This is a genomic window from Larkinella arboricola, from assembly GCF_003259745.1.
In the GTDB taxonomy this organism is placed as follows: domain Bacteria; phylum Bacteroidota; class Bacteroidia; order Cytophagales; family Spirosomataceae; genus Larkinella; species Larkinella arboricola.
The window spans coordinates 912,424-927,517 of sequence record NZ_QLMC01000003.1 but is presented as its reverse complement, the minus strand read 5'-3'; the positions used below and the strand labels follow the sequence as shown (position 1 = coordinate 927,517).

The 15,094-nt window shown below is 52.4% G+C and carries 14 protein-coding genes; 8 read left to right on the top strand and 6 right to left on the bottom strand.

Annotated elements, in window-relative coordinates; all coding sequences use genetic code 11:
* Positions 1-105: 105 nt before the first annotated feature.
* Entirely contained in the window at positions 106-1,086 is a 981-nt protein-coding gene (locus tag LX87_RS15325) for a lysylphosphatidylglycerol synthase transmembrane domain-containing protein (RefSeq protein ID WP_111629094.1), read from the bottom strand.
* Between the two features lie 133 nt (positions 1,087-1,219).
* On the opposite strand from LX87_RS15325, the gene LX87_RS15320 reads away from it, so the two are divergent.
* From LX87_RS15320 to LX87_RS15305, 4 genes are all read left to right on the top strand, one after another.
* A complete protein-coding gene (locus LX87_RS15320) occupies positions 1,220-1,945 on the top strand; it encodes a glycosyltransferase family 2 protein (protein ID WP_111629093.1) in 726 nt (241 codons plus the stop codon).
* Positions 1,946-1,947: 2 nt separating this feature from the next.
* Positions 1,948-2,343 carry a DUF2304 domain-containing protein gene (locus LX87_RS15315; RefSeq protein ID WP_111629092.1) on the top strand — a complete coding sequence of 132 codons (396 nt, stop codon included), beginning with the start codon at positions 1,948-1,950 and terminating at the stop codon, positions 2,341-2,343.
* A 61-nt stretch (positions 2,344-2,404) separates the two neighbouring features.
* Positions 2,405-4,477 carry a DUF7657 domain-containing protein gene (locus tag LX87_RS15310; RefSeq protein WP_111629091.1) on the top strand — a complete coding sequence of 691 codons (2,073 nt, stop codon included), beginning with the start codon at positions 2,405-2,407 and terminating at the stop codon, positions 4,475-4,477.
* Positions 4,470-5,528, top strand: a complete 1,059-nt coding sequence (locus tag LX87_RS15305) for a glycosyltransferase family 2 protein (RefSeq protein ID WP_111629090.1) — start codon at positions 4,470-4,472, stop codon at positions 5,526-5,528. Before LX87_RS15310 ends, LX87_RS15305 begins: the two co-directional genes overlap by 8 nt.
* Before the next feature lie 3 nt (positions 5,529-5,531).
* On the opposite strand, the gene LX87_RS15300 is transcribed toward LX87_RS15305, so the two are convergent.
* The 3 genes from LX87_RS15300 to LX87_RS15290 are packed head-to-tail and all read right to left on the bottom strand — an operon-like array spanning position 5,532 to position 7,837.
* Positions 5,532-6,236: a class I SAM-dependent methyltransferase gene (locus LX87_RS15300; protein ID WP_111629089.1), complete on the bottom strand. Its 705-nt coding sequence runs from the start codon at positions 6,234-6,236 to the stop codon at positions 5,532-5,534.
* On the bottom strand, positions 6,233-6,988 hold the full coding sequence (locus LX87_RS15295) for a methyltransferase domain-containing protein (RefSeq protein ID WP_111629088.1): 756 nt from the start codon (positions 6,986-6,988) through the stop codon (positions 6,233-6,235). Before LX87_RS15295 ends, LX87_RS15300 begins: the two co-directional genes overlap by 4 nt.
* Before the next feature lie 21 nt (positions 6,989-7,009).
* Positions 7,010-7,837, bottom strand: coding sequence for a glycosyltransferase family 2 protein (locus LX87_RS15290; protein WP_111629087.1), 828 nt, complete (start codon positions 7,835-7,837; stop codon positions 7,010-7,012).
* 191 nt (positions 7,838-8,028) lie between these two features.
* Between LX87_RS15290 and gcvP the strand changes: the two genes are divergently transcribed.
* Complete coding sequence (gene gcvP / locus LX87_RS15285; protein ID WP_111629086.1) at positions 8,029-10,923, top strand: aminomethyl-transferring glycine dehydrogenase; 2,895 nt, start codon at positions 8,029-8,031, stop codon at positions 10,921-10,923.
* 73 nt (positions 10,924-10,996) lie between these two features.
* Here gcvP and LX87_RS15280 read toward each other — a convergent pair whose 3' ends face one another.
* Both LX87_RS15280 and LX87_RS15275 read right to left on the bottom strand, forming a co-directional pair.
* Positions 10,997-12,523: a S41 family peptidase gene (locus LX87_RS15280; RefSeq protein WP_111629085.1), complete on the bottom strand. Its 1,527-nt coding sequence runs from the start codon at positions 12,521-12,523 to the stop codon at positions 10,997-10,999.
* A gap of 67 nt (positions 12,524-12,590) precedes the next feature.
* On the bottom strand, positions 12,591-12,944 hold the full coding sequence (locus LX87_RS15275; protein WP_111629084.1) for a YraN family protein: 354 nt from the start codon (positions 12,942-12,944) through the stop codon (positions 12,591-12,593).
* Positions 12,945-13,036: 92 nt separating this feature from the next.
* On the opposite strand from LX87_RS15275, the gene lipB reads away from it, so the two are divergent.
* From lipB to LX87_RS15260, 3 genes are all read left to right on the top strand, one after another.
* Positions 13,037-13,798, top strand: coding sequence for a lipoyl(octanoyl) transferase LipB (gene lipB, locus LX87_RS15270; RefSeq protein WP_111629083.1), 762 nt, complete (start codon positions 13,037-13,039; stop codon positions 13,796-13,798).
* Between the two features lie 74 nt (positions 13,799-13,872).
* A complete protein-coding gene (locus LX87_RS15265; protein ID WP_111629082.1) occupies positions 13,873-14,286 on the top strand; it encodes a hypothetical protein in 414 nt (137 codons plus the stop codon).
* A gap of 16 nt (positions 14,287-14,302) precedes the next feature.
* Complete coding sequence (locus tag LX87_RS15260; RefSeq protein ID WP_229310673.1) at positions 14,303-15,034, top strand: 3'-5' exonuclease; 732 nt, start codon at positions 14,303-14,305, stop codon at positions 15,032-15,034.
* The last annotated feature ends 60 nt before the right edge of the window (positions 15,035-15,094 follow it).

Below are 15,094 nucleotides of genomic sequence, written 5' to 3'. Positions count from 1 at the left end.
AGGGACCGACCCTGCTTGTGCAAATATAAAACGAAAATATGGGTAATTTATTGAAAGCCATTCTGTAATCTTTCCTGTCTCATAATCAATAGCTTATAAGGATAGTTATTTGGTTTTATCAGCCAGAATAAACGGTACGAGAACAAAGCTCAGACTACTCAGAAGAAGGTTAATACCAAACCCGACGGCGTGGAGAAACGTAGCGATGACGGCCCCTTCGGCGGGCGTAAAACCGTATAATACCAGCACCCGGCTAACAAAAAAGTGGTAGGTTCCAATACCGCCCTGCGTCGGTACCGCCAGTCCGCCCAGCGAACTAACGGCCAGGATGGTCAGGGCGGCCGATGGCGGGAGCGAGTGCGTACGATCCAGCGATAGTAAGAGGCAATAGGTACTCAGCCAGAAAAGGAAATACGTTCCTACCGTTAAGAGTACAAACAAGTATGGTTTTGGTAAACTCCGAATGGCGCTGAAACCCGCCCATACGCCCCTGGCAGCGTTGGTTAGTTTCAGAACAATTGAGTGTTGCTGAAAGGTGGACTGGAGTAGCCACCGCCAACTGAGCCAGCTTAAAAGCCCAGTAACGAGGCACCCGAAGAACAGCCACCAGCCGGAAACGTTGGGAATATTAAGGGAGAGGCCACTCAAATAGATTTGCATCCGGTTGAGTTCCAGCAGCACCGTAAGCAGCAGCACCACGCCCAGCATGAGCAGGTCAATAACCCGTTCGGCCACCACCGAGCCAATACCCTGTGAAAACGGTACGCTATCCGTCCGCTGAAGCGTGGCGCAGCGGGTCAGCTCGCCCGAACCCGGCACAATCAGGCTGGCAATGACGCCCGCCAGCATCGCAACCATCGCCCGGAATGCCGTAGGATAATAGCCTAGTGCCTTCAACGGTTGCTGCCAGCGTTTACTCCGAATCAGATACGTCAGCACCGTAATCAGAGCGACCAGCGCGATCCAGCCGTAGTGAGCCTGTTGAAACTGGCGGGTAATATCGACGAAGGATATATCGTTGAGGGCATAGGCCAGCAGGGCAATGGCGAGGCAGAAAGGCAGGATTTTTCGGAGAAAGCGCATCATCAGTTCAGACTAATCGGCTGTAAGATAGACAAACCGTGGAGAATTTATGGCCTGTAAGTTGACCCGCATGGGGTGGTCTGCTACCTTTGAGTAGTAGGTTTTCTGTCCAACTTTATCGTACTCATAAACAAAAATGAAGTCACTTCGGATACTGGTGGTGGTTCCGTGCTACAACGAGCAGAGTTCGGTGGCTGCTGTGGTGGAGGACATTCGCCGGGTTAAAATCCGGACGGGTTTGCCGGTTGATACGTTGGTTGTCAATGATTGCTCAACGGATAATACCCTGGCCGTTGTCCGGACGCTGGATTGCCTGCATCTGGATTTGCCCGTCAACCTGGGTATCGGCGGCTGTATGCAGGCGGGGTATAAATATGCCTACCGAAAAGGCTACGACATGGCCGTGCAGATCGACGGTGACGGCCAGCATCCCGCCGACGGCTTGCCCAAACTCCTCGAACCGCTTTTTGACGACCGCGCCGATGTGGTCATCGGTTCGCGCTTTCTGGAGCGCAAAGGCTTCCAGTCTTCGTTTGCACGGCGCGTTGGAATTCGCTATTTTCGGTGGCTCAATCAGTTACTGATTCATAAAACGGTGCATGATAGCACATCAGGATTCCGGGCCTTTAACCGGAAAACCCTGGAAATCGTCAACCGGTATTATCCCGACGAGTACCCCGAACCGGAAGCAATCGTGCAATTTGGCCTGCACAAGCTACGACTCCTGGAAGTACCCGTCACGATGGAGGAACGGCAGGGCGGAGCGTCGTCTATCACGTTTATCCGGTCGATTTATTACCTGTTCAAAGTAACGCTGGGCACCCTGTTTGTTTATGTGCGCTTACGAAAACAAAGCTTATAGCCATGCAATCCTTACCCATTACCATCCAGGTTTTTAGCCTGATCGGCACGTTGATTTTCATGGGATTCATTGCCCGGTTGATCGTGCGGGGAAAGCTGCGGGAAGAATATTCTTTTGTCTGGATTGCTTGTGCAATCATTTTGATTGTATTTTCCATCTGGCGTGACGGCCTGACGCAGATCTCCCTGCTTTTGGGCGTTTTTTATCCGCCGTCGCTCATTTTCCTGTTTGCTATTTTTGCCATTATCTGCTTCCTGGTGCACCTGTCGGTCGTTAATTCCAGACTTCAGCAGTCGATCAAGGAGTTGACACACGAAGTAGCAATTTTGAAAAAAGAAGTAACGGATTTGCAGAACACCGGTAATTTGGTGCTGGAAAACGAAAAACGGTCTGATTGACCCTGATTATTGGTCTACATCCTTTCTATCGTACCCTACCTGAAAATTAGAACTTGCGGCTATGTCAAAAAAGAAGAAAATACCGGCCCAACCTATCCTTGTAAAGAACACCACCCAACCCGTAAAAACCGATGTATCCGCCAGCCGCCCGGCCGCTTTGGCTGAAAAACCGGTTGAAACCGCTCCCCAGGGCTTTAGACTGATTCATTTTGACAAGCGCCTGAAATGGTTTCTGGGCGTTTGCTTTGGTCTTTTTGTGTTGCTGACGCTGGCTAAAATTCATTATTCATCTATTCCGTACTGGAATCAGGTCATTCCGGATGGCTCGGACCCAAAGCGGGGGCTTATCTCCGGCAAACCGTTACCGATTCGGGTGGACGAGTGGGGTGTTTCAACACCTTTTATTCTGTCGCAGGTTCAGAACGGTTTTCCGCTGGAAAATCCGGCGCTGGGCGGTGAGCGTCCGGCGCTGGTCGGCTATTATCCCGTCAAGCACCTGGTGAGCGTTTTTCGTCCGGACTACTGGGGATTTTTCCTGCTGAGTCCTGAGCAGGGTTACGCCTGGTGGTGGCAGTTTAAGGTCATTGGTTCGCTGGTGGCCCTGACACTGCTGTTGATGCTGCTCACCCGCAACAACTTCTGGCTGTCGGTTTTTGGGGCGTTCTGGCTTGTTTTTTCCAGCGGTGTGGCCCGGTGGTCGTTCTACCTGCTTCCGAACCTGATGCCGGGGGCCCTGCTGCTGGTGGCTTCCATTTACCTTTTCTACGGTCGTTCGCTGAAAACGCTGATGGTGAATGGCGTGCTGTTTGTCTGGGCATTTGCCACGTTTGCGCTGGCGCTGTATCCGCCCTATCAAATTCCGTTGGGGTACCTGTTGATCTTTTTGCTTGTCGGCTTTGTCGCGCGGGAGTTTCACCGCGACTGGCTGTTTGACAAACTACCAGCTAAACTGCTGACGTTTGGGGTAGCCTTTGCGGTTTTGGGAGCCATTTTCTATACCTATTACACCGATGCCAAAGCGTCCATTGACGTCATGAGCCATACGGTGTATCCCGGCCAGCGGAGCGAAACCGGCGGAACGGGCTTTATTGCCAACTGGTTTTCGGAATATTACGGCTGGTTGGTGGATGATGTGCGTTTTCCGAAAGAATGGCTGAATAGCTGCGAGTTGTCGCACTTCATCACCTTTGCACCGGTTATTTTTCTGTCGCTGATTTTGCTGTTTGTCTATACGCGCAAAGCCGATCCGCTGCTGGTGGCCGTTTCGCTGTTCGTGCTCATCTTCTGGGCCTGGATCGAAGTTGGTTTTCCGGATTGGCTCGCCAGAATTACCCTGCTGAACATGAGTCCCACGCGCCGGGCGCAGGTTCCCTTTGGGGTGGGCAACGTGTTTCTGACGCTGCTGTATCTGGATTACGTTCGTAAACAGCGCATCAAGGTGAGCGGCACGGTGTCGGCGCTGGCCATCGCGGGCGTGATTGGCCTGATGGCTTACGTGGCGGTGCTGAATATGAACGATTCCAACGGTTTTTTCAAAGCGCATCAGGTCTTCCTGCCAACGCTCTTTTTTACGGCTCTGGCGATCTCGTTACTGCCTTTCATACGGTTTCCGTACCAGACCGCCATTTTCGCTCTGGCGATTTTTCTCTTTGTAGCCCCCAACATGAAAGCGAATCCGCTCTCGAAAGGGCTGGCCCCAATTACCGATAACGCCCTGTACAAAAACGTTCGGGAACTGCACGAACAGGAGCCTAAAGCCCGGTGGGTCGTCATTGGCAGTCAGTATATTACGTATCTGGTGGCGGCAACAGGCGTCAATCAGTTGAGTGGGGTAAAAAACCTGCCGGATTTCAAGACCATGCGGGTGCTGGATCCCACCGCCAGACGCGATTCGGCCTATAACCGGTACGCCCACACGGTATATTACACCTACATCGATGGCCGCGACACAACAGTCATTAACAACACCTTTGAAGACGGGTATGCCGTGGGTGTTGACCCTTGTTCCGCCAAGCTGAAACAATTGAACGTAAAGTACTTCGTATTTGACCGCCAGCCGCAACCGGCCGAAACCCGTTGTTTGCGGCAGGTCAAAAAACTGGGCAGTATCGAGATTTACCGGACCAATGACTGAGCCCGTCACTGTGCTGAACACCTGGATTATTGTTGTCACCTATAACCACCAAAAGTACCTGACGACGCTATTCGGGTCGTTGGCCCGGCTGACACATCGGAATCACCACATTCTGGTCATTGATAACCAGTCCACCGACGGAACCCGCGAGTTTTTACAGACCCAATCGTTGCCGGTTAAGGTGATCTACCAGCCGGAAAATACCGGCTTTTGCGCGGCTAACAACCTGGGAATGGCCCGGGCGTTTGCTGCGGGTGCCGACGTTTGCGTTTTGCTCAATCCGGATACTGAGGTGACGCCGGATTTTTTGGACCGGCTGGAAGCGAGTTACTGTCATCAGATTCAAAAAGGCGTCAACGTCGGTTTGCTGCAACCCGTTATTCTGCATCAGCAACAGCGCGATTTGCTCAATACGGCGGGCAACGCGATTCATTACCTCGGTTTTGGCTGGTGCAAAGACAACGGATGTCCCCGGCCCGCCGAAACTCAGGACCGGGAAATTATCAGCGTGAGCGGGGCCTGTTTATACATTCCCAAAGCGTATTACCAACAGATTGGCGGTTTCAATCCGGTGTTCTTTGCGTATTCCGAAGATCAGGATTTAAGCTGGCGGGGCCTGCTGCAAGGCTACCGGCATTTCTGCTGCTCGTCGGCGGTGATTTATCACGATTACCATTTTTCCAAAAGCACGGCCAAGTGGTACCATGTGGAGAAAAACCGGTTGATGGCGGTGTGGCAGAACTACGACCGAAAAACGCTGCTCCTCCTGATACCGGCTTTACTCGGGATTGAATTACTGATTCTGATGTATTCCGTGATGGGCGGCTTTTTCACGGAAAAGCTAAACGGCTACGGTTTTCTGATTCGGCACCGGAGCCACATCCGCACTGTTCGCCGTCAGGTTCAACGCCAGCGAACGGTGCCGGATACCGCTTTCTGGTCGCAATTTTCGAGCGAGCTGGTTTTCTCGGAAATCCGGAATCCCGTCATTACATGGGTGGTTAACCCGGTTTTGAAAGGCTACTTCGCCCTGGTCCGCCGACTGCTCTGAGCTTTATTTCCGGCGGAAAATGCACTCGTAATTCATCGTAAACTCACGCTTGCGGTCGAGCGGATCGAGCAGAAAGAAGAGTAAGGCAATCAGGAAATTAAGTGGATAAAAGAAAAGTACGGCAAACAGAAAACCGGGTTGGCCGAATGTATTTTTAAATAACGTCGGTAAACTCCAGGCCAGAAAAAAACCGATTACCAGAAAACGCCCACCCTGCGGCCGGATTTCCTCCACTTCAAAACCGTGATCGTCGGCGTAGGCTTGTAGGGCAAAACGCGTAAACCGGTGGTAATCGTACGGTTGCTCGTGTTCTTCCCAACTCTGCGGCACCGTCAGGAACAGCAAACCGCCCGGTTTCAGGACCCGTGCCAGTTCCTGAATGACGCGTTCGGGATGCCGGACGTGTTCCAGAACCTGCGTACACAGCACATATTCTACACTGGCGTTCCCCAGCGGCAGGTCGTCCGCCGGACAGATGTAATCAATACCCGCCGAATACCGGTGGTGGTCGGTGGTGCCGCACCAGTCGGTGCTTCGGTAGCGGGTGTGCGCAAAGAACGGTTTATACTGACATTCGCCCGCGCCTACATCCAGCAACGTAGCCCCTGCCGGTATTTGTCTGGCGATTCGCCGAACGTACCGGCGAATCGACCACACGGCGTAATTCATAACCGGATTAAAAAAGACCAGCCGGACGATGGGATTCATGATTTCGCTAAAATTTTCTTGATCGTTGGATAAATGGCGTGGTACAACGAGTGGAAGTGGTTGTAAATAAACTGCTCGATGGTGAAATAAAGCCGGTATGACCAACTGGTGTAGGTCTTGTAAACCAGTTTGTGCATCACGTAGTAGTCCGGCGAAAAGCGCGGCAAAAAGCCGTATTGGGCTTCGTAAAGCTCTTTTTTGATGACTAAAAACAGGTTTTGCCGGTACCACCAAGCCACTTCCTCGTGCGGCATCAGTTGCCAGCGGATACCGTCCGTAAACACATACCCGGCGGCTTCGAACTTTTCGGCCCAGTAGGCGGGCCACTGCTCGTTGATGTGCTGAAAACCGCCCTGTCGGGGAACGGCCGCACTGAAAACAATGACGTCCGACAAACCCGTGAGCGTTTGCACAATCGTATCTGCGGAGGACGGTTTCAGGTGTTCGACCACCTCCAGGCAGGTAACCAGATCATAGCGCTTCGAAGCCGGGAAGGGCTGATTCAGGTTGTATTCCAGAAACCGGTCGGGCGGAATCAGCAGCCGCGTCGGGTCTTGCCCCCCGCCGTCGATACCCAGAAAATCGGTGATGCCCTGCCGCTGCCACTCGGCCAGCCAGGTTCCGCGCCCGCAGCCCACATCGATCACCGATTGCGGATGGAAAAGCCGCATCAAAAAACCAATTACGGTTTCGGCCGACCGGCGGGCGTTGGCTTCAATTTCATTGTGGTAGGCTTGGTTGTAGTCGGACATAGAAAAGGGTTTAACAACGGATCAGATTGTTTTTCGGAAAACCGGATGAAACCGCAGCAGCCATTTTTCGGGCAGGCCGGCTACAGCCAACTGCTGCGCCTGCACGATCATCCGGCTGCGGAGGTCGGGCCGGGTGGCCGGATAGCGGGCAATTTCATCGCGGATCTGAAAATATTCCAGCACCTTTTTTTTGATGCCCGACTGGGTTGAACTCTGACCCGAAACCCGGTACGACAGCAGGATTTCGGGCACATTAGCCAGCTTCCGACCTTGTTTGATCAGTTTCAATTGGGTGTAATAATCGTTGTACCAGGTATACTTCGTTTCGTAAAATGGAAAAACCGACGGGTCGTTCCGGAAGAAAAACGTCGGGTGCATGATGGAATTTTTCCAGTACAGATTCCGGACAATCCGGCCGTGTTCCGTGTCGGGTTTCCAGTCCCGGAACACTGTACCGTTCTGGTCGATGTATTCGGCCCACGATCCGCAGAGGAAAACATCCGGGTGCGCTTCCAGAAAAGCCGTCTGCCGTTCCAGCCGTTGCGGTTTGGCCACATCGTCGGCGTCCATGATGGCAATAAACCGGCCTCTGGCGTGTTGCATACCCATTTCCTTGGCCTGATCACCCGCTTTGCCCAGCGGCTTTGAATTAGTCAGGAGCCGGATGCGGTGGTCGGTGCTGAGGTATTTTTCGCAAATCTGACCGGATTGATCCGTTGAGCCATCGTTGATAATAAGTAGCTCAAAATCCGTAGAGGTCTGCCCCAAAATGCTTTCAATCGCTTCGGACAGAAAGCGGTCGCCGTTATAGACGGGCAGTATAACCGATACGGTTGGATGTACAGACATTATAGGATTGCGCAAAAAACAGGCTATAATTTAATAATAACAGGATAAAAGCAAAACGTAACCGGATTCATGAAACGGAACCAAACAGGTTCATTTATTATTTGTATTTTTGTAAGTATAATCTAAAAATTCGAGTACCTACTATATAAAGAAAGTCACTTCTTTCGACGCTAAATCACTCTTCACGGGTAATGAAGATCAACCTACACTATCAGGAACGTTTCGAAGACCGTCACAACGGTTCGGATGTTTCTCAAACGAATGCTATCCTGAAAACCATCGGTGTTGCTTCGGTGGACGAACTCATCGATCAGACCGTTCCGGCGCTCATCCGGCTCGAAAAGCCGCTCGATCTGCCCGCGGCAAAATCAGAGCATCAGTTTCTGGCCGATTTTAAAAAGCTCGCTCAGCAAAACAAGATTTATAAATCGTACATCGGCACGGGGTATTATGACACCATCACGCCGAATGTGATTCTGCGCAATATACTGGAAAATCCGGCCTGGTACACAGCCTACACCCCTTATCAGGCAGAAATTGCTCAGGGACGGCTGGAAGCCCTGCTGAATTTCCAAACCGTAGTCATTGACCTGACCGGGATGGAGATCGCCAACGCTTCGCTGCTGGATGAAGGCACGGCCGCTGCCGAAGCTATGCACGTTTTGTACGCCCAGCGCCCGGCCGCCAAAAAATCGGCCACGACCTTTTTTGTGTCGGAACGCTGCCATCCGCAGACCATTGATGTCATCAAAACCCGCGCCACACCCCTGGGCATCAAGGTGCAGGTGGGCGATCACCAGCAGGTAAACGTCACTCAGGAGGATTTGTTCGGGATGTTGGTGCAGTATCCGGCTTCCGACGGTGAGGTGTTTGACTATACCGATCTGATTGCGGCTGCCCACGAACACAACGTTTTTGTGGCCGTAGCCGCCGATCTGCTGAGCCTGACACTGCTGACTCCTCCGGGCGAAATGGGGGCCGATATCGTTGTTGGTTCGTCGCAGCGGTTTGGTGTGCCGGTGGGCTACGGTGGTCCGCACGCGGCCTTTTTTGCCACACGCGAAGCGTTCAAGCGGCAGATTCCGGGCCGGATCATCGGGGTTTCGGTCGACGCTCAGGGGAACCCAGCCCTGCGGATGGCCCTGCAAACCCGCGAACAACACATTCGTCGGGAAAAAGCAACGTCCAACATCTGTACGGCGCAGGTACTGCTGGCGGTTATGGCGGGCAGCTATGCCGTTTATCACGGTCCGCAGCGGCTCCGGGCCATTGCCGAGCGCGTACACGGTCTGACCAAATTGTTCGCAACGGTATTGCGCTGGAACGACTATAAAATTCAGACGCAGAATTACTTCGACACCATTACCATCGTGGTTGATGACGTGGAATCCCTGCGGAAGTCAGCCCGGACGGCGGGGGTTAACCTGCGGTATCTGGACGACGAACGGGTGAGCGTTTCTTTCGACGAAGCCAAAACCATTGATGATGTGGTTCAATTGCTGGACGTTTTCGGCGTTTCCGGCGATCTGGATGCGGCTACCCAAACGCTGTCGATCAACTGGCCCGAACGGCTGGTTCGCCAGTCGGACTATCTGACGCATCCGGTCTTTAATACGCACCATACCGAACACCAGATGCTTCGGTATCTGAAGTCGCTGGAAGAAAAGGACCTTTCGCTGGTGCATTCGATGATTTCGCTCGGCAGTTGCACCATGAAACTAAACGCAACCGCCGAAATGATTCCGGTCACCTGGCCGGAGTTCGGAAATATTCACCCGTTTGCCCCAAAAGATCAGGTAGCGGGTTACCAGAAACTCGTGGATGACCTGAGCCGCTGGCTGTGTGAGATTACCGGTTTTGCGGCCATGTCGTTGCAACCCAACTCCGGTGCGCAGGGCGAATACGCGGGTCTGATGGTGATCCGGGCGTACCACGAAAGCCGGAATGAAGGACACCGGAACGTGTCGCTGATTCCGTCGTCGGCACACGGAACCAATCCCGCCAGTGCCGTGATGGCCGGTATGAAAGTCGTCATTGTGAAGTGCGACGAGCGCGGTAATATCGACGTAGCCGACCTACGGGCCAAAGCCGAACAATACAGCAACGGCCTGTCGTGTCTGATGGTGACCTATCCGTCGACGCACGGGGTTTTTGAGGAAACCATTAAGGAAATCTGCGAGATTATCCACGAACACGGCGGACAGGTATACATGGACGGTGCCAACATGAACGCTCAGGTGGGCCTGACCAGTCCGGCAACCATTGGCGCCGACGTTTGCCACCTGAATTTGCACAAAACCTTCTGCATTCCGCACGGTGGTGGTGGTCCGGGTATGGGCCCAATCGGTGTGGTCGAGCATCTGGCACCGTTCCTTCCGGGTAATCCGCTGGTCGAAACGGGTGGTAATAAGGCTATTCACGCGGTTTCGGCAGCGCCCTACGGTTCGGCCAGCATCCTGACAATTTCGTACGCCTATATTTCGATGATGGGTGGGGAAGGGTTGACGAATGCGACCAAGACGGCCATTCTGAACGCTAACTACCTGAAAACGCGGCTGGAAGAGCATTACCCGATTCTGTATACGGGTAAAAACGGTCGTTGCGCACACGAAATGATTGTCGATTGCCGTCCGTTCAAAGCCGTCGGGGTCGAAGTGGAAGACATTGCGAAGCGTTTGATGGACTACGGTTTCCACGCGCCGACGGTTTCCTTCCCGGTGCCGGGAACGATGATGATCGAGCCAACGGAATCGGAATCCAAAGACGAACTCGACCGCTTCTGCGATGCGCTGATTAGCATCCGGGCCGAGATTCGGGAGGTGGAAGAAGGCAAGGCCGACAAAGCCAGTAACGTGCTGAAACACGCCCCCCATACCGTTGGCGTGTTTATTGCCGATCAGTGGGATCGCCCGTACAGCCGCGAGAAAGCCGCTTTTCCGCTGCCCTATGTGAAAGCCCGCAAGTTCTGGCCGAGTGTTAGCCGGATCGACAACGCCTACGGAGACCGCAATCTGGTTTGTGCGTGTTTGCCCACAGAGGAATATGCCGGAGAAACCGTAGAGACAGCAACGGCTGATCAAAACTGATACTTTCGTTTAATACGGTTTTAAAAAAGCCGCTCCTGACGATCAGGAGCGGCTTTTTGTTAGCTGCTGGGGATTAGCGGAACGTCATTTTCTGCTTTCCGGCCTGAATGAGTTCCAGGGCTTTTTCCAGATCCCGGTCGCGCTGTTTGATGCGGTCCCGAACGGTGTATTCAATCGGATAATCGGGCATTACACCCCGGCCTTGATCTGGATTTCGGCTGGCCGTTGCAATCCAGAATACCGGAAACCGAACGCGCAGCCGGGTTTCGGGCAGGGTCAGTGTCTGGATGATGCCGCCGTTGCAGCCTGCTTCGCCCCCGCCGGTTTCCTGACCGATGATCGTTACCGCCCGCTGGGCTTTCAGGCTGGCCGTAAAGATGGAAGCCGCTGAGAATGTGCGGCCACTGGTCAGAATGTAAACCCGACCGGTAAAGCGGTGTTCGGAAGCGGGTTTGTTCCAGCCAACGTTGGATTTGCCAAACTGATAACGGCCACCTTCTGACTTCATAAACCGGAAGTTCTGGCGCAAAACCCGTTTTTCTTTCCGGTCAAAATACGAACAGGAATTAGGTCGGCGCACCCGGCACTCCGCCCGGTCGACCTGCCGGAAATCCGATTTCATGAGGTATGACATCAAATCTGACCCGATTTCGGCGTTGCCCCCGGTATTTTGCCGCAAGTCAATGACCAGGTCCTGCACTTTTTGTTTTTCCAGCGTTTCGAATACTTCTCGGTGAAATGACTGGTAACGGTCGTAGCCAAAGCTGTTGATAATCAGCATGGCGGCAGTTGAATCGCTGTTAATAAAATGCAGGGAACGCATCAGTTGCAGCTTGGCATCATCCTCGTTATACGACGCTTCGGTCCGATGACGGCTTTTTTTACTGCGCCTGACAGTCGTGGGAGTTGGGGCCGCTGGGATGTCGCCCGAAGCAACCGGTCGGCGTCGAACGGTCGTCATGCGTTCCGTGCCGGTGGTGTCCCGAACGGTCAGTGTCCAGGGAGAGCGCCCGCCAAAATGTCGCCAGTACGTTTCTTCGAGGTGGTATAATTCCAGAAAATAATTTTTGAAGGTCTGGTTGTAACCGTCTGACGGCCAGCGGTCGCGGGCGGCCTGAATAATTTCTCTAACGGAATGGTTGCCTAGCTTAAGCACTTCGGTACCGCAGATAAGCGATGAGTCCGTGCTGCGGTTACGTCCGATAAACATCCGGTTATTTTGCAGAATAATATCGAACGGCAACCATTCGGGCTGCGGTTTTCGGCTTGAGCGACTGGTGGAGAGGGATTCCTGCACATCGGTATGCCCACAACGGATCTGCACAATGAGGGGGCGGAGCAGTTCGCGGAACTCTACTTCGGTCATCGGGCGGTAAAGCTGCCGGAACACCGAATCAAACCGCTGATTCATTTTTTCGGACGGGATATACCGGTACAGGCTCGGATGTCGCTCTTCCAGCGTCTTCCGAAGAATCGCAAAATCGCTCCGAAGCTGTTCAACGGTATACACCCGGGGGCGGTAGGCCGTTTTTTTCGGAGGAGCCGGAAAACAATAAGCCGTGCCGACGGTCAGCGCCATCAGCAACACGAGGAACCGCATACTGTTTTACTAAATGAATCGATTCGTTCTATTCCCGAATCTACCGTTTTTTTTTAGGGAAACAAAATCAGTAAAAGGCATCTTCCAGGTGCCTGATGGTCACTTCGTCGGATAATACCGTTACGGCGATAACGTCAAAACGCACATCGTGTTGCCAGTCCTTCGTAAAAATATAATGCTCGGCCGCTTTCATGATCAGCCTGGCTTTGGTGTAAGTAACAAACGCTTCGGGATTGCCAAAACGGGTGTTGCTGCGCGTTTTAACTTCTACGAAAACCACCAGTTTGTCCTTTTGGGCGACCAGATCGATTTCCGCGTGCTGATGGCGGTAGTTGCGTTCCAGTACCTCGTAGCCTTTCTGTTCGAGGTAGCGGACGGCTTCGTCTTCGCCCTTTTTGCCGGTGTCATTATGCTGTGCCATAAACTTGTTTTACGCTTAGACGCAAAACGATCGGAATAGATACGAACGAAAAGGCCCGGTTTTGGTGTTTTTTCTCTAAGGACTAGGCCGACATGAACACCATTTGCAATAAACAAGTCCAGGTTCAGGATCTGGGACTTATTGATTATCAGTTGAGTTGGGACTATCAGGAACGGTTGCTGGCGGAAATTGTTGCGGCCAAGATTGCCAATCGGAATCTGCCAGTTGACGCACAAACGTTGACACCCAACTACGTTTTATTTTGTCAGCACCCCCACGTTTATACGCTGGGGAAAAGCGGTAAGGAAGATCACTTGCTGGCGAACGATGCGTTTTTGCAGACCCTGGGGGCGACGTATTACAAAATCAACCGCGGTGGTGATATTACGTACCACGGGCCGGGGCAGTTGGTCGGTTACCCGATTCTGGATCTGGATAATTTTTTTACAGATATCCACCGGTATATGCGTTTACTGGAAGAAACCATCATCCGAACCCTGGCGGATTATGGCCTGGATGCGGGCCGGATTGATGGGCTGACGGGCGTGTGGCTGGATTATCGAACGGATAAAAAACAATCCAACGGCCCTCGGAAAATCTGTGCAATGGGCGTAAAAGCAAGCCGTTGGGTAACGATGCACGGTTTTGCGCTGAATGTGAACACGGATTTGAGTTACTTTAACCATATTGTGCCGTGCGGTATTTCCGACAAAGCCGTTACCTCCATGCAGGCTGAACTGGGCCGTGACGTTTCGGTGACGGAAGTAGCCGAACGCGTGGCACACCATCTGGCCGATCTGTTTGAAATGGAGTTGACATCCGTACCAGCGGGTGTAAGCCGGTTGCTGGTCTGATTAATTACTTAACGTATTTATGCATGAAATACGGACGAACTGGGAGCGCCCAGCGGTCCGCGCGTATAAAATAGATGAAGAGAGATATTTCGTTTCTGCCGGTAGAAGGCGTTCAGGTCGTAATTGCGCGAAAACTGACGGAGCTTAATCAGTACGATTGGCAGGTTTTTTTGATTAATCAGAACGACGTTGCCATCCGGAACGTCTTCGTGACCTCCAAGGGCTACGGGTTTTCCGATCAGACGCAGCAGCAATCACAGACAACCTCGACCCTGCGGCATTATTTTGAGGGGTTGCAACCTGGCGAACACGTCGTGGTAGAGACCATTATGCCCGATGTTTTTCATTTAAATAACCAATATTGGGTTAGCTATTACATCGGCGATCAGATTTTTGACAAAAAGTTTATCTTCGTGCCTGACAGCATTACCGAACAGAACCTGATTCAAATTCAGGAGTTGGGGCTGGAAGGAATCCTACACGCCTGATCTTTTTGTCATCATTATGCCTGTATCCTGGAAAAAACGACTCAAAAACCTCTTATTTATTGATATCAAAACCGTTGCCGGAGCGCCTTCGTACAACGATCTGGATGAGCGAATACAACAGCAGTGGGGGCAGAAAACCAGTTTTTTCCAGAACGAAGAAAACTGGTCGGTGGCTAAGTGGTACGATATGCGGGCTTCCTACTACGCCGAATATGGTAAAATTGTCTGCATCGGGATCGGGGGGCTGTACTGGGACGATGACGACAATATATTCCTGAAAGTAAAAACAATTGCCAACGATAACGAAGAAGCGCTGCTGGGTGAGTTTATTAATCTGATTGAAAAATACCCCGCTAACGAACTCATTCTCTGCGCCCACAACGGGAAAGAGTTTGACTACCCGTATCTGTGCCGCCGGATGCTGGTTCACGGTCACCAACTGCCAACCACCCTGCGACTGTCGGGCCGTAAGCCCTGGGATATTCCCCATCAGGATGTACTGGAAATGTGGCGTTTTGGAGATAGCCGTCACTTTGTTCCGCTCGATTTGCTGGCCGCCGTCCTGAATCTGCCCACTCAACCGCTCGAACTGACCGGCGACCAAACTAGTTTAGTATACTACCAGAAGAAAGGGCTAACCAGCGTACGGGAATACGCCCGGGCATCCATTGTGACGCTGGTGCAGGTATACCTCCGTTTGCTGGGCGCTCCTCTGGTAGAAGAACAGCGCATTACGCGACTGGAGTAATTTTTTGTTGTTACACAAAGCTAATCAGAGAGAATTATAGTTAATCAAAGAGTCGCTCTG